The sequence below is a fragment of the Roseateles sp. SL47 genome (assembly GCF_026625885.1).
Classification (GTDB): domain Bacteria; phylum Pseudomonadota; class Gammaproteobacteria; order Burkholderiales; family Burkholderiaceae_C; genus Roseateles.
On the sequence record NZ_CP113068.1, the window covers coordinates 4,859,679 to 4,875,928 of the forward strand.

Below are 16,250 nucleotides of genomic sequence, written 5' to 3' on the forward strand. Positions count from 1 at the left end.
GTCGCCTCCTCAGGGTCAATGCGTGGCCGCAGCGTGGGTGGCCGGGCCCGCTGGGGCAGCCTCAGCGGCCGCGCGATCGGCGCTCGCTTCGATGGGCGGCGTGTCGCGGTCCATGAACTTCAACAGCGTGGTTTTGGAGATCGCCCCGCAGAAGCGGCCCTCGGCATCCACGACCGGCACGCCGCAGGGCGCCTGCGCCACCTGGCCAAACAGCTCAGCCACCGGCGCATCCGCCGGGATGGTGGACAGACCGTCGATGAACGCGTGCTGCAGCCCCAGCGGACCGACATGCCCCTCCAGGGCGGCGCGCAGCGAATCGGCCGACACGGTACCGAGGTAACGACGCGATGGGCTCACCACATGGGCAAAGTCCCGGTCCTGATCCTCCAGCGTCTTGAGGCCGGCGCGCGCGCCGCGGCTGCTGTACTCCGCCACCAGCGTCAACGGCGGGCGGGCGATATCGGCGGCCTTGAACACGGCGGCCGTGTCCACGCCGCGGATGAAACTGCGCACGAAGTCATTCGCCGGGCTGCGCAGGATTTCGTCGGGCGCGCCCACCTGCACCACTTCACCGTCCTTCATGATGGCGATGCGGTCCCCAATCCGCATGGCTTCGTCCAGGTCATGCGAGATGAATACGATGGTGCGGCGCTTCACCTGCTGCAGGCGCAGCAGCTCCGACTGCATGTCGGTGCGCATGATCGGGTCCAGGGCGGAGAAGGCTTCATCCATCAGCAGGATCGACGGATCCGAAGCCAATGCACGCGCCAACCCCACCCGCTGCTGCATGCCGCCGGAAAGTTCATCCGGGTACTTGTCTCCCCAGCCCGCCAGACCCACCTGCGCCAGTGCCAGATCGGCCTGCGCCAGGCGGTGCGCCCGGTCGGCACCGGCCAGTTCCAGGCCCAAGGCCGTGTTGTCTCGCACAGTCATGTGCGGCATGAGCGCGAAGGACTGGAACACCATGCTGATGTCCTTGCGGCGCCAGGCACGCAACTGCCGTGGCGAATGGGTGTTGATGTCCTCTCCATCGATGACGATGCGCCCCGCGCTGGGCTCGATCAGGCGATTCAGCAGGCGCACCAGTGTCGACTTGCCGGAGCCGGAGAGGCCCATGACAACAAAGATCTCGCCCGCCTGGATGTCGAAGCTGACGTCGAACACACCCATCGATTGGCCGGTGCGGGCCAGGATCTCCTGTTTGGACAAGCCCTCCCGGGCCAGTTGCAGCGCCTGCTCGGGCGCGTCTCCGAACACCTTGAAAACGTGGTCGATCAGAATGCCTTTCGCCATGGCCAAGACTCCTTTCGTGCGGTGATGAGCAATCGCCGGCTCCAGGAGCACGGCGGCGATCACGCCCTGCGTCGAGATCCAGCGCCAAACGCGCACGTGGCGGCGCCTGGCGGGCCTAGACGGCTGCCGACGGGCACTGACGACGAAAGCAACGAAACCAGCACCCGCTGGGACTCACGATGCAGCCGGCGGGCCTGGTCAAGGGGCGCGGACTGGAGGAGCCTGGCGTGGCATGGGGCCAGACAAGGCCGGCCAGAGGTGCCGGACCTCAGGGGCCCGGCGGCGGGAATTCCTGCACCGCGACGGGATTCGAAGATCCGCGAGTAGTGCGAGGGGGTTGCGGGGAGCGGAACGAGCCGCTTGCAAGCCGCAACCTTAACACAACACCGTACGCTGGCGGCCGGAGGGACCTTCCTGCTTCTCGCCTCCGCCTGACTCGCAAAGGGTGCCACCGTGTTCATCACCGATGTGTCGAAGGGCCTGTGTCATTTGGGATGGATGAAGACTTCCCGCAGGTTTCGAACTCGTGTACGACATACGGTTGGCTGGGATGTTGTGACAACATCCTTACCGCCTTGTCGGGAATTTGTTGGGTCTGACATATTCAAGGATGGCGACCGCACCACATTAGATAGATTGACGACACAAACCTGCTTCTTTGTTGTGCGTAACGCCCCAAAAATGCGAATGCACCTTTGCGGATACAGAACAAGTGCAAACGAATCATATAGTTAGAAAAGTTCATCGACGCACTGGCAATATTCATGACACGCTTTAGCCATCAGTCGCCCATATTGAGGCATAAAGCCTAAAGGGGGTATTTTTCCAACCCCGACAAATCAGGGAAATCACTGCCTGTAATCTACAGACAACGATTTGACACCCCACCAAACGGTGAAGAGTTCTTTACAAATCCATGCTTCCATCGGGCAGCCAAAGTGGCTGCCACAAGTCCCCAAGGAGGAAACTCCACACATACGCCGCAACACGTGAAGCAACACGACTGACATATTCAACAAGATCGGCGTCTGATGACGCACCGATCCGAATCTTCCCCAACAGGCGCACACCGGCAGAGCCGCTTCCAATCCGCGCCATGCCGTGCCTACGACACCGCCTCCCATCCAGCGGCGGCGTCCGTACCAGGCATTCCGTGGGTTTACAGCCCCAGAACCTCGTTGGGAGATTCCATGCATTTCCGTACCCTGCCCTCGACCCTGCGGGCTCGCCGCCCGTCCTCGCGCGCATCCTTGCGCACACCGCATCGCTCCGACCTGTGCCGCACCGCCCTGTCCAGCGCCGCCCTGCTGGCCCTGCTCGGCACCAGCGGGTGGGCCTATGCCCAGCAACAGCAACTGGAGCGCGTGGAAGTCACCGGCTCACGCATTCGCCAGATCGATACCGAGACCGCGCAACCAGTCGAGAAGATCACTGCAGAAGCCATTCAGCGCAGCGGCCTGGTCACGCTGGGTGATGTGCTCAACAACATGACCTCGGCCGGTTCGCCTGACTTCAGCAAAGGCTCCGTGCTCACCTCCAACCGCGAGCAAGGCGGTCAATACATCAACATGCGCAACCTGGGCTCGCAGCGGGTGCTGGTGCTGGTGAACGGGAAACGCTGGACGCAGTCGGTCGATGGCTACACCGACATCTCCACCATTCCCGCCGCGCTGGTGGACCACATCGACGTGCTCAAGGATGGCGCTTCCTCCACCTACGGCTCGGATGCGATTGCCGGCGTGGTGAACGTCATCCTGCGCCGCTCGATGGAAGGCGGCAAGGCCAGCATCTATTACGGCGCCAATGAAAAGGGCGACGGCAAGACCAAGGACGCTTCCGTTGCCTATGGCTGGAACTCCGAGAAGGCGTCGGTGATGGTGGGCATCACCGCCAACAAGACCGACCCCGTATGGGCGAAGGACCGGGCCATCACCTCGGCCGCTTATGGTCCGGACCCGTCCCGGTACACCTCGGAGTTTGGCGCCAGCCCGTGGGGCCGCATCCGCCAGGTGAGCAGCTCCGGTACGGCTACCGGGTTCGACCAGATGCTCAATCACACCGGCGCGTTCCTGGGCGATGGCACCGGCGCAGCGTCCAATCTGCAGAGCAACTATCACGCCTACAAGAGCTCGAACACCGACGACCTGTTCAACTCCAGCAGCCAGATGATGTTCCAGGCGGAGAGCGAGCAGAAGTCGCTCTTCTCGAAGGGCTACCTGGAACTGACACCCACGCTGCGCGCCAATGCCACGGCGATGTTCTCGGACCGCAAGAGCACCAGCCAGGTGGCCGGTTATCCGCTCAATAGCCTGAGCCAGGCTGGCTACCCCGTCTACATCGACAAGGACAGCTACTACAACCCCTACGGCAATCAAGCCGTGGGCGCCGGCAACGGGCAGGATCTGTTCTTTTACCGCCGCATCACCGAAGTGCCTCGTGTGACGGAGAACACCAACCGGACCAGCCACTTCGATGCGGGTCTGGAAGGCGACTTCAACCTGCTGGGCAACCCATGGAGCTGGGACGTCGGCTTCAACTACAGCAAGATCGACGGCGTGGTGAAGGGCACCGGCAACATCAACCTGGAAAACCTGAAGGCAGCCCTGGGCCCGTCCTTCATGAACTCATCCGGCGTGGTGCAGTGTGGCACTGCCGCCAACCCGATTGCAGATTGCGTCCCGTTCGACATCCTGGGCGGCCCTTCGGCTTCCACCCAGGCAGCGCTGGACTACATCATGGCCAAGCTGCGCTCGACCTATGGCTCCTACACCCGCAGCTACACCGCCAACGTGTCGGGCGATGTCTACACCCTGCCCGCCGGCAACATCGGCGTGGCGGCAGGTCTGGAGTACCGCTCGCAATCCGGCTACGACATTCCCGATGCATTGGCCCATCAAGGCTTGACCACCGACTTGGCTGGCAATTCCACCTTCGGCAGCTACAACGTCAAGGAGGCTTATGCCGAAGTGAATGTGCCGCTGCTCAAGAAGCTGCCTGCGGCCGAACTGTTGAGCGTCAACCTGGCCACGCGTTATTCGGACTACAACAACTTCGGCAGCACGACCAACAGCAAGGCCAGCTTCATGTGGAAGCCGATCAATGACCTGCTGGCCCGGGGCACCTTTGCCCAGGGCTTCCGGGCGCCTCCGATCGGCAACACGTTTGGCGGCGGCCAGCAGTCTTTCGACTCGTTTGTGGACCCCTGCGACACGGCCCATGGGGAAGCAGCCGGCAACTCGGAGGTGCTGGCCCGTTGCATCGCCAGTGGCACCAGCACCACCTACCGCCAGTTGCTCCAGTCTGGCGCAGCAACGTCTTCGGCCGGTGGTCAGAGCCTGTATGCCTTCAATGCCAGCGTGGGCAACGACCAACTCAAGCCCGAAACGTCCCGGTCCCGCACCCTGGGCCTGGTCTACAACCCGTCCTGGCTGACCGGCGCGGAGATGACGCTGGACTGGTACAACGTGAAGCTGAAAAATCAGATCACGGCCATCAGCGCCAACTATGTGCTGGACCAGTGCTATGTGCAGAATGTCTCCGAGTTCTGCGGCAGCATCACCCGGGATGCCAACGGCCAGGTCAAGACGCTCTCGCGTGGCTACCTGAACCTGGGCGCGCTGGAAACCTCCGGTTTTGACCTCGGTCTGAACTATCGCTTCCCCAAGAGCGTCTACGGGCAGTTCTCGGTGCAAACGGAAACCAGCTTCACCACCCGTTATCGCCAAAAGAGCACTCCGGATTCCGATTGGGAAAGCTACCTGGGTGAATACGGCTACAACCGTATGAAGTCGAACCTGTCGCTGAACTGGAAACGCGGCCCCTGGAGTGCCACCTTCTCCACCCGCTACTACAGCGCCGTCAAGGACCAGTGCTGGTCCGACACCGAAGCCTGCAGCAACCCCGATGGCACCGCCAGCTGGGGCACCGGCTACAACCGCCAGGGTGCCATGGCCTACCACAACCTCAGCGTGGGCTACGACTTCCCCTGGAAAGGTCAGGTGATCGTTGGCGCCAACAACGTCTTCGACAAGCAGCCGCGCATCATGCTGAATGCCAACTACACGGCGGGTGGTGGATCGTCGTCGTCGTCGGTGGACCCGGACATGCCGATCGACCGATTCTTCTGGGTGCGCTACAACCAGGCGTTCTGATGCCCTTCCGTACAGCGTGTGGCAGCGCTGTACGGGCGAAAAAAAAGCGGCGCAAGCCGCTTTTTTTTGGTGCCTGGTGCAACCCAGGCCACTCGTTCAGTGGCGTGCGCCGCTGTTATTGCCACCCGAAGGGCCACCACGGCGCTCCAGATGACGGAAGGTGATACGGCCCTTGGACAGGTCGTACACCGAAAGTTCCAAGGTCACGGCGTCGCCTGCCAGGATGCGGATGTGATGCTTGCGCATCTTGCCGCCGGTATAGGCAATGACTTCGTGACCGTTTTCCAGTTTCACGCGGAAACGGGAGTCAGGCAGCACCTCATTCACGGTGCCACGCATCTCGATCAGCTCTTCTTTTGCCATTGGGTTCCTTTTTGGTTTGGGCCACCGATCGCGGCGGCCACCCGCTTGTCAGCGGGCGCACTGCCAGTGCGAAGGGGGACCGATTCAATGAACGTTGGATCGGCTGGAACCGTCTAACGCGGTTTCAGATGCCGGGGCGATGAGCCGCGCCCCGCCCGGCGACGCCGTTGAAGGCTCAGAGCTGGCGGATGTTGGCCGCCTGCAGGCCCTTCGGGCCTTCCTTGACTTCAAATTCAACGGTAGCGCCTTCTGCCAGCGTGCGGAAGCCGCCGTTGTTGCGGATTTCGCTATGGTGGGCGAAGAGGTCCTTCGTGCCATCGGCCGGGGTGATGAAACCAAAGCCCTTGCCGTCGTCGAACCACTTCACGGTGCCGGTTTGAGTCGCCTTGCCGTCGTCGAACCGCTTCACGGTGCCGGATTGAGTCGTCATGATGTTTCCTTTATTGATTTGGAATGGATGGGAACACTCCGCCGCGCCACCTGGCGGTAGCGGAGACAGACACACTCAAGAGCAATCAGCAGGGGGTGAAGCTGTAGCGAGCCGCTCGCGAAGGAGCCAGTGAAGGCTCGGCGGGGCTGCAGATAAGACCTTGGAAGAACGGTCTTGTGCGAATCTATGCCCCCGAATGTATCACAGGTACGGGGGGCCAATGACAAAGAGAAAGGCCCACCCTTGCAAGTTGCAGGGGTGAGCCTGAAGGGACGGGCGTCAGCCAGCTAGGGCTGACGCCGGATGCGCAGGGCTTACAGCGCGATTTCGCCGCCGTCCTTTTTGGTGATCACCACCGTGGCGGAGCGCGGACGCTTCTTCACAGTGGCATCGGCCTGGTTGGCCGGCCAGTAGCTGCCGAAGGTGGCTGCCGCCCAGTCCGGGGTGGTGTCTTCACCGGGATGCTGCACGTTGAAGAACAGCGTCTTGTTGTCCGGCGTCATTGCAATGCCGGTGATTTCGCATTCCTTCGGGCCGACCAGGAAGCGGCGCACGGTATCCGCCGTCGCATTCGCGCCCTTGATGGTGCTGGTGCCGCCGGCCGCGGTCGCCACGCCACCATCACCCACCTTGCCAGGCACAGCGGCCAGCATCATGCAGTTGGTGACGTCGGTATAGGCGCCGTCATCGGTCTGGATCCACAACATGCCGCGCTTGTCGAAGTACAGACCGTCCGGGCTGGAGAAGTCGTTGACATCGGTCAGGCCGGACAGGTTCACGTCGGAGGCGGCGTCGGCCTGCGCGCCGAAGAGGTAGATGTCCCAATTCAGCTTGGTCACGTCCGTGCCGTTTTCGCGCCAGCGGATGATGTGGCCGTTGGGGTTGCCCTTCTGCGAGGTCGTACCCTTCAGGTCTTCGTAATAGCGCGGGTTGGCGGCATCCGGCTTGAGCTGGCTGCCGGTCGGGGTGGCGGTGTTGGCCACCCGGTTGCTGTTGTTGGTCAAGGTCATGTAGACCTCGCGGGTGGAGGGATGCACGGCGCCCCATTCCGGACGGTCCATCTTGGTCGCGCCCAGCTTGTCGGCGGCCAGACGGGCATTGATCAGCACATCGCCCTGGTCTGCAAACGGATAGGCCGTGTTGGTCGCATCCAGGCCGTTCTTGCCGTAGGTCAGCTCCAGCCACTCGCCGCTGCCGTCTGCATTGAAGCGGGCCACATACAAGGTGCCCTCGTCCAGGTATTTGGCACCGGCGGCCATGCCCTTGCCCACATCGGCGGCATCCCACAGGGCCTTGGACACGAACTTGTAGATGTATTCGTTGCGCGAGTCGTCGCCCATGTACATGACGATCGGCTGGCCGACCACGGCCGGTGCGGGCCATGCGCCTTCATGGTTGAAACGGCCCAGGGCGGTGCGCTTGGCCGGTGTGGAAGACGGTGCAAACGGATCGATTTCCACCACCCAGCCAAAGGTGTTGATGGTGTTGCGATAGTCGTCAGCGGTGGTGGCGCCGGTCACCGAGGAGTTCCAGCGTGCATACAGGTCGGCCGTGCCGGCCGTGTCCCACAGATAGGGGCTCTTGCGGTTCTGCGGCAGGCCGTAGCGGTTCAGGCTGGTGATGTCCTTGGCACTGCGCAGGGCATCATCACCGGCAGCACGGCCGATGACGTTGAGGTAGTTCTCTTCGCAAGTCAGGTAGGTGCCCCAGGGTGTGTAGCCGTTGGCGCAGTTGTTGTTGGTGCCCCGGGTCTGTTGGCCGGCGGCATTGAACTTGGTGGCCAGCAGCGCATGGCCACGGGCCGGACCTGTGAGGTCCATCGTGGTGGCGGAGGTCACGCGACGGTTGTAGCTGGAGCCGCGCACCATCGACACCACACCGTTCGTCCGCTTCACCTCCACGATGCTGACGCCATGGGCGTAGATTTCCTTTTCCACTTCGGTGGCGTTGCGGGCGGTGCCGGCCGCGCGGCCAGCCGGGTGCAACACATAAGGGGCCACCACGTATTCGTGGTTGACGGCCAGCAGCCCACGGTCCGAACGGTCAGCCTGGAAGGTGCCCGTGTCGGACAGGCCGAAGTAGTACATGCCGTCATGGCCATCACCGATGCGGCGGTTGTAGGAGTCGGCCGTTTCGCTGCCGTCGTCCTTCCAGGACTCGTCGCCGTAGTGCAGGGGGTCGCCCAGCGCATGCAGGATGCTGACGTTGTAGCCGTCGGCCACGGTCACCAGATCGTTCTTGTTCTTGGCGACGGCGGTGAAGCCAAGCTTGGGCGGCGTGGCGGGCGACGGTGCCGGTGCGGCCGGATCGGTATCGGAACCACCGTCTCCACCACAGGCGCTCAGCACGGAGGTCCCCAGCAGCGCGGCAGCCGTCGTGCTGATGCCGCCCTTCAGTGCCACACGACGGCTCAGGCGAGCCGTCAGGATGTCGTCGAACGACGGATTGGAGGACGTGTTGACGACAGCGTCTTCGTCGTACTCATTCGGGGCTGGGCAAATACCGGGCTGCATGCTCATGTGAAGTCTCCGCAAAGGACTATTTCCAAGCGGCGCAGTCTCGAAAGACTTCATGAACTGGCCGTGACAACGGCTCATTCGGACCATCGGTTTCCCCGCAAACCTGCTTCGGCAAAACCGAAGTCACTCGATCAGGGGACGCGCGGATCGATCGTCAGCGGGCCGGATGGGCGGACCGACAAGCGGTCATGACGACGCGGAAGGCGCCGCAGTCGCCACCGCAACAGCCCGGTCACGAAGAGCGCGGCCGGGAACAGGCCCGTCAGCGCCACCAACGCTCGCAGAGGCCCGCCGCCGACCGAGGCATCGTGCAGGGGATGCAGCCAGTTGTTGACCACGTTGGAGGCCCCGAACCGCTCGCGGTCCTGCACTGCGAGCACGGCGCCCGTGGCGGGGTGTACCCAGACATAGCTGTGAGGAAAACGGCGACTGGGGTCGCCGGGCTGCTGCACCCGCACCATGTAAGCGCCCCGCCCTGGCCCCGGTGCTTCCATCCAGGCCAGCCGCGCCTGCGGCATGACACGGTGCGCCGCCTGCAGCGCCTGCGCCAGCGGGATGGGCGGCTGCGCTGCCCCAACCACCGGAGGCGGCACCACGCGGGACACCGGCCCGACCGTGGCCACCAACAGCGCATTGCTGGGCTGGGGAAGCGCCAGCATCACCCCAGTCACCGTGAGCATCAGCAGCAATGGCAGCGAGACCAGCCCTGCCCACTTGTGCAGATCGTGGAGGCGGCGCACGGCCGCGGCGCCCCGCTTGAAATGCAGCGCGGGCCGGAAGCGGCCCTTGGGCCACCAGGCCCACAAGCCGGACAACAGCAACAGCAGCAGGACCAGGCCGGCCCCGCCCACCACGGTCTGGCCGGTCTCGCCAGCAAGCAGGGCCATGTGCAGGTCATAGAGCCAGGTCATTGCATAGGTGCCCCACTCTGCTTCACGCAGCACCTGGCGGCCGTCCGGTGACAGCCAGACCATGACCATCCGGTCGGTGTGCTCATGCCGCAAGGGCAGATACCGGGCGGGGATGGGGCCGGCGCCATCGGTCGCCTCGAAGCGCCACGCCCCTTGGCGCTCCGGCCATCGACCCCGAACGGTGGCCAGGGCCCGGTCCCAGACCGGGTCGGTCCAGCCAGGGCCGGGACCGGCAGACCGCGAGCGGACCTCAGGGTGCAGCCAGCCATCGATGTCCTGGTAGAAGACAAGTGCGGAGCCAGTGAGCCCGAGCAAGACCAGCAGCGCGCCCAGACTCAGTCCCAGCCAAAGATGAAGCTGGCGAACCCACCCGCGCAGCGACACGACCCGTGCGCGCTTGCCCGACTCGACTGTCAGCGGAGCATGCATGAAACATCCTGTGAAGTACCAGCAGGCACCCGCCGGGACCGATCACGTGCGGCCAGCAGCAGCGACCATGTGCTTGGCTGCGCTGTTGGTGTCGTGACCCCGGCCTGGCGGGTGAGAAGGAACCGCCGTGCATGCACGGCATCGTCCGACCTTGTCAGACCTTGTCAGACCTTCACAGGCGGGGCACGGGCGAGCGGCGCCGCCCAGGCGAACAGCGGGCGCGGAGACTGGAGAAAGCGCTGCGGCACTTCAAAACGCAATGCCAACGCCGGCATCCATGGGAGCAAGGACGCGGGTAGCGCAGGCGCCCCGTGGTGCAGCGCGCAATAGGGGCACTTCATGGAAGGCGCGTCTGGCGCGGATGTGTCAGGGTCCGCATTGGCCAGGTGGCCGGAGAGCATCAGCACCGTGGCGCCGGTGGCCGAGCAGATCTCCGCCAGACCGCCGGCCTTTGGTGACGCCATGGCCTGGGACAGGGACGGCAGCAACCCACCCAGCAGGATCGTGACGGACACGAGCCATGCAAGTCGGGTGAAGAAGGGCCGCCGGGCAGTCATGCGCGGCATTGTAGGCAGCGCCCTGCCCCGGCCACGGCATCCGCGCATGGACAAATTGTCCTGGTCGATGGCTCAGGGGGACGACAGTGCCCGTCGCGAAGGGGCTGCGGGCCGTATGCGCCATCCGCCCGGCTCCAGCGAGCTACCGCGCAGAGGCCCGCCCCGATCGACGCCGGCCATGCCCCCACAGCATCAATGCACCCAGGGCCAGCACCACCACGCCCACCATCGCGCCGGCCTTCACATACACCAGGCTGGACCACAGCACATAAGCGCTGCACCCACTGAAAACGATCGGCAGCCATGGATACAGCGGCACATGGAAGGGGCGCGGCCGGTCCGGCTCCCGGCGGCGCAGCACAATCACGGCCATTCCGCTGAGCGTGATGAAAAACCAGTAGACCGGCGAGAGGTAGTCCACCATGGTGGAGAACCCGCCCCGCGTGATGGCGCCAAAGGCGACCAGCAGCAGCGCCACTGCACTGGTGGCCAGCACCGCCACACTGGGTGTACCTCGACGCGCATTCCAGCGGGCCAGCCGCCATTCGGACGCCAAATCCCGGGCGGCGGCATAGGTGGTACGGGGCCCGGCGATCAGGATGGCATTCATCACCGACAAGGCGGTGAGCGTCACCACCCCCACCATCACCAGTTCTGCCCCACGACCAAACGCCACCCGCATCAACTCAGCCGCAGGCGCCGGGCTGGCCGCCAGGCCGGACAAGCCCAGCACCCGCACGTACGCCCAGTTGGCCAGCAGATACAGGCCCATCACCAGCCCCAGGCCCAGCAGCAGCGCCCGCACGATGCCGCGCCGCTCGTCCTTCATTTCGGCAGAAAGCGTGGCGGCATCGCTCCAGCCGCCATAAGCCAGGAACACAAACACCATGGCCATGCCCCAGTCCGGCACGGCCGCACCGGTGTGCGGCAAGGCTGGCGCATGGCCATGCCATTGCTGCGCCCCCGCGCCCAGCCCCAGCAACAGAAGGCCCGCCAGCACCAGGCTGGTCAGGCCCAACTGGGTGCCCAGCCCGACCTGCACACCCAGCAGATTCAGGCCCGTCAGCAGCACGATCAGCCCGGCCGCCATCCACGCACTGGCAAACGGACCCAGCCAGGCCGACAAGTCCACCACCTGGGCCAGGTAATCGCCAAAAACGAAGCCCAGCAGCGCCATGGACCCGGTGTGAATCACGGCAAACCGCGACCAGGCAAACAGAAACCCCAGCCGGTGGCCGTAGGCGCGGCGCAGGAAGTGATAGTCGCCGCCCGCGTCCGGAAAGGCGGCCGCCAGTTCCGCAAAGCACAGGCCGCCGATGACCGACAGCAACCCGCCCAGGGCCCAGGCCAGGTACAACTCCCCGGGCGTGCTCAGGGCCTGCGCCACCATCGGAGAGGTTTTGAAGATGCCTGCCCCCACCACCATGCCCACGCACAGGGCCACCGCATGTTTCACATCCAGGATGCGTTGGGGCTGGCCGCTGCGCTCACTGCGGGCACTCTCCTGCAGGACCGACGCGGGGTCCGTGGAGACCGGGGCAGCCGTCTGCGCTGCGGTCCGCTCGGCGGGGGCGGAGGATTTCACTGCAGCGGGGTCGGGAGCGGTCATCGAGAAAACAGTGGGAGAAAGCAGAGCTGGGAGCGGAGCCAGGAGCGGATCCAAAGGGCGTGTCATCTCACCCCAGGGACGCGCGATCCTATCGGCAATGCCCGCCCTCCACGCGGCGAAGCGTCGCAGCGCCGCCACGGCATGAGCTTATGAGCAACGCATCTGAAGGCAAACCCGGGATTTCGAGCGTGGAATCGGTAGGCTTGCGGCCCTTGTCTTCTTTGATGCACCACGACGCCATGCGCCAGCTTCGCCCGATCACCCTCGCCTGCCTGACCCTGTTGCTGGAGGGCGGCGCGCTCATGGTTCATGACCAGGCCCAGGCCCAGGCCCAGGCCCAGGCTCAAGCCCAGCCCCAGGCCGCGGTGGACGCTCCCCCGGCTTCGGGCGGGGAGGCGGCCGGCGCCCCTGCGGCAGCGGCCCAGGGGCTGAATCCGGTGCTGGTCACCGGCACCCGTGCCAAGGACCGCACCCTGGCTGACAGCCAGGTGCCGGTGGATGTACTGAGCCGCGACGACGTGCTGCGCGCCGCAGGCGCCGACGGCACGCTGGCTGCTGCGCTGCAGGCCCTGCTGCCCTCGTTCAACTTCCCGCGCCAGTCCAACTCCGGGGGTGCGGACCACGTGCGCGCGGCCCAGCTCCGCGGCCTGTCGCCGGACCAGGTGCTGGTACTGGTGAACGGCAAGCGGCGCCACACCTCGGCGCTGGTCAATCTGGAGTCCAAGACCGGCAAGGGCACCAACCCAGTGGACTTCAACACCATCCCGCTGTCGGCCGTCCAGCGCATCGAGGTGGTGCGGGACGGTGCGGGGGCGCAATACGGCTCGGATGCGATTGCGGGCGTGGTGAACATCATCCTGGACGACCGCCGCAGTGGCACCGAACTCACCACCGAGGCCGGGCTCTTCCATACGGACTTCGCCCCTACCGGCCGCACCATCAACGACGGCCAGACGCAGTCCGCCAGCCTGACACACGGCTGGGCCCTGGGGGAACGGGGCTTCCTGCGCGCCGGGCTGGAGGGCCTGCACCGCAAGGCCACCAACCGCAGCGGGCTGGACGAACTGCCCTCCTGGGAGGACAGCACGCCGGACAACCTGGCCACCGTCGGTCAGCGCAACTATGCAGCGGGCGATCCGGCCACCCGCCAGTGGCAAGCGTTCTTCAACGGCGCCGTCGATCTGCAGGCCGATCAGCAGCTGTATGCCTTCGGCACCTGGCAGGAGCGGCGCTCGGTGGGCGCGGCCTATTACCGCTACCCCGACAGCAGCGCCAACCTCAAAAGCGTCTATCCGGAAGGCTATCGACCAGAGACCACCGGCCACAACCGCGACCTGCAACTGGCTGCCGGCCTGCGCGGCGCCTGGGCCGATTGGGACTACGACCTCTCGCTCAACCATGGTCGCAATGACTTTGACTACGGCGTGCGCCGCTCGCTCAACGTGTCGCTCGGCGACACCAGCCCGACCCGTTTCCATCTGGGTGATTTTGGCAGCCGCCTGACTGGCGCGAATCTGGACCTGACCCGATCCGTCTCCCTGCCGGGCCTGACCCGTCCGGCCACGCTGGCCCTGGGTCTGGAGGCCCGCGAAGAGCGGTTCGCCACGGAGGCCGGAGATGCCGCCTCGTACGCGGTCGGCACCTTCGGCGGCCCTGCGGGAGCGCAGGCCGGCCCAGGTCTGCAGCCCGAGGATGCGACCCGCCTGTCCCGCCGGGTGGTGGGCGCCTATGTGGATCTGAGCGCCCATCTCACCCGTGACTGGGAAGCCGAAGCCGCCCTGCGGCATGACCACTACAGCGACTTCGGCAATGCCACCACAGCCAAGCTGTCCAGCCGCCTAGCGCTGAATCGTGAGGTAGCCCTACGCGGCGCGGTGTCGAGCAACTTCCGCGCGCCGTCGTTGGCCCAGCGCGGGTTCAGCTTCACCGTGACGGACCTGGGCGATGGGGGCCAGCTCAGCCAATTAAAGACCGTGCCGGCGGATAGCGCCGTCGCCCGTTATCTGGGCGCGCAACCGCTGAAGGCCGAGAAGTCGCGCAACGCCAGCCTGGGGCTGACCTGGCAACCCAACACCCAATGGTCCGCCACCTTGGATGCCTACACCATCCGCGTCAAGAACCGCATCACGCTGTCGCAGCGCATCAGCGGCGATACGCTGGCGGAAGAGCTGGCGTCGCAATTTGGCGTGGTGGGCGTGGACGGGGTCAACTTCTTCACCAATGCGCTGGACACACGCACCCGAGGCGCGGACCTCGTCACCCAATGGACCGGCGCGGGCCTGGGTGGGCAGTGGAAACTCTCCTGGGCGGCCGCCTTCAACAAAACCACCGTGCATCTGCATGACGACGCGAATGTCGGCCTGGAAGAGATCAACACACTGACCGATGCCTCCCCGCGCCAGCGACACATCTTCAGCGCACAGTGGCAAAGTGGCGCCTGGACCTTGCTGGGCCGCGCGACGCGTCATGGCAGCACCACGCGGGTCTTTGACTTTGGCGACGGCTTCGTCCCCACGCAGACCTATGCCGCCGTGTGGCAGTTGGACATCGAGGGTCAATGGCAGGTGACCAAATCGCTCACCCTGAGCCTCGGCGCCATCAATGCCACCGACCGCTATCCGAGCCGCTCCACAGCGGACATCGCCTACTACGGCAATTTCCCGTATGACGTGCTCTCCCCGATCGGCATCAATGGCGCCTATTACTACGCTCGCGCCAAGCTCGCTTTCTGAGTTGCTTTGAGAAGACCCAGAACACATCTGAGCGAATCGGACCGAATGGCCCTCTGCAATGTTGGGCACCCAACATTGCAATGATCGCCAACGAACGTTCAATGCGCCGCCACAGAAACTTTACGGCTTACGGGTGCGCGTGACGTACCCGCTGTCCCCTGCATTCATCGTCGGAAGGAGAGACGGGCCACTAGGATGAGAGTTCCCATTCACCGACTCGATTCCTTGGGAGCACGCCTTGTCCAGCGGCCTGTCCATCAACACCCTTCGCGGCCTCGCCTGCCTGCTGCTGGTGGGCTACCACGTCATTGGCGACAGCAGCAATTCCGGGCTGAGACTGCCGGACGAGCACATTGCCAGCCAATTGAATGACTGGCTGGCATTGGTGCGAATGCCGCTGTTTTCGTTTCTCTCCGGGCTGGTCTATGCGCGCAGGCCTTTGACGGGTGACATCACACCGTTTGCTATCGGCAAGACGCGGCGCCTGCTGTTGCCGATGCTGGTGGTGGGCACCGGCTTTGCGTTGCTGCAAAACCTGACCGACGGCACCAATAAGGAAGGCGACTACAACTGGTGGCTGCTGCACACCGTGCCGGTGGCGCATTACTGGTTTCTTGAAGCGCTTTTTATCCTCTTCATCGTCACCGCCGTGCTTGAGCGCCTGCGATGGCTGTCCACACCGGGACGGTTCTCGGCGGTCTGGCTCGTGGCGGCGGCCTTGCACTGCTGGGGTGAACTGCCGGTGTATTTCGGACTGAATGGCGCGGTCCATCTGGCGCCCTTCTTCCTGCTTGGCATCGCGGCACAACGCTTTCAACTGGATCAGGCGGGGCCTCGGGCGATGCCTGGGGTACTGGCCGCCGTGATGAGCTGCATCCTGCTGCTGTGGGCGCTGATGGATGCCCCCACCGACAACCACCCGGGGCTGCAGCGCCTGGTGGTGAGCGTCTGCGTCTGTCTGCTGCTGCTGCGTCTGAAACCGGAAGTGCGCTGGCTGGCCTGGGTGGGGGCCTGGTCCTTCGGCATCTATCTGTTTCATCCGGTGTTCACCGCCGGCGCGCGGATGACCCTCAAGGCGCTGAGCGTGCAGGACATCCCCACGCTGCTGGTCGCAGGGTTGCTGGCCGGCCTGGCCGGCTCCATCGCCCTGACGGCGGCACTGCGGCGTTTCCCCTACGGGCACTGGGCGCTGGGGGAAAAGCCGGCACGGTGCACAGCTCAAGCCACCACAACACCCGCAGCGACCACGCACTGAG

At 64.8% G+C, this 16,250-nt stretch carries 10 protein-coding genes; 3 read left to right on the top strand and 7 right to left on the bottom strand.

Going from position 1 to position 16,250, the window contains the following annotated elements; all coding sequences use genetic code 11:
* Nucleotides 1-15: 15 nt before the first annotated feature.
* Complete coding sequence (gene proV, locus OU995_RS20925; RefSeq protein ID WP_267832057.1) at nt 16-1,293, bottom strand: glycine betaine/L-proline ABC transporter ATP-binding protein ProV; 1,278 nt, start codon at nt 1,291-1,293, stop codon at nt 16-18.
* Nucleotides 1,294-2,483: 1,190 nt separating this feature from the next.
* Here proV and OU995_RS20930 point away from each other — a divergent pair.
* Entirely contained in the window at nt 2,484-5,444 is a 2,961-nt protein-coding gene (locus OU995_RS20930; RefSeq protein WP_267832058.1) for a TonB-dependent receptor plug domain-containing protein, read from the top strand.
* A gap of 96 nt (nt 5,445-5,540) precedes the next feature.
* On the opposite strand, the gene infA is transcribed toward OU995_RS20930, so the two are convergent.
* The 6 genes from infA to OU995_RS20960 form a co-directional block, all read right to left on the bottom strand.
* The gene (infA, locus tag OU995_RS20935; protein ID WP_267832060.1) at nt 5,541-5,807 is read right to left on the bottom strand and encodes a translation initiation factor IF-1; all 267 of its coding nucleotides are present in this window, start codon (nt 5,805-5,807) and stop codon (nt 5,541-5,543) included.
* A gap of 175 nt (nt 5,808-5,982) precedes the next feature.
* A complete protein-coding gene (locus OU995_RS20940; protein ID WP_267832061.1) occupies nt 5,983-6,237 on the bottom strand; it encodes a cold-shock protein in 255 nt (84 codons plus the stop codon).
* A gap of 314 nt (nt 6,238-6,551) precedes the next feature.
* Entirely contained in the window at nt 6,552-8,756 is a 2,205-nt protein-coding gene (locus tag OU995_RS20945) for a PhoX family protein (RefSeq protein ID WP_267832062.1), read from the bottom strand.
* A 131-nt stretch (nt 8,757-8,887) separates the two neighbouring features.
* Nucleotides 8,888-10,096 carry a PepSY-associated TM helix domain-containing protein gene (locus OU995_RS20950; RefSeq protein WP_267832063.1) on the bottom strand — a complete coding sequence of 403 codons (1,209 nt, stop codon included), beginning with the start codon at nt 10,094-10,096 and terminating at the stop codon, nt 8,888-8,890.
* Between the two features lie 164 nt (nt 10,097-10,260).
* Entirely contained in the window at nt 10,261-10,611 is a 351-nt protein-coding gene (locus OU995_RS20955) for a DUF2946 domain-containing protein (protein WP_267832065.1), read from the bottom strand.
* A gap of 184 nt (nt 10,612-10,795) precedes the next feature.
* A complete protein-coding gene (locus OU995_RS20960; protein WP_267832066.1) occupies nt 10,796-12,262 on the bottom strand; it encodes an APC family permease in 1,467 nt (488 codons plus the stop codon).
* Nucleotides 12,263-12,411: 149 nt separating this feature from the next.
* On the opposite strand from OU995_RS20960, the gene OU995_RS20965 reads away from it, so the two are divergent.
* Together OU995_RS20965 and OU995_RS20970 are read left to right on the top strand one after the other, a co-directional pair.
* Entirely contained in the window at nt 12,412-14,994 is a 2,583-nt protein-coding gene (locus OU995_RS20965) for a TonB-dependent receptor plug domain-containing protein (RefSeq protein ID WP_267832067.1), read from the top strand.
* A 238-nt stretch (nt 14,995-15,232) separates the two neighbouring features.
* Nucleotides 15,233-16,249 (top strand): acyltransferase family protein, encoded by a 1,017-nt coding sequence (locus OU995_RS20970; protein ID WP_267832068.1) that lies wholly within the window; start codon nt 15,233-15,235, stop codon nt 16,247-16,249.
* Nucleotide 16,250 lies beyond the last annotated feature (1 nt).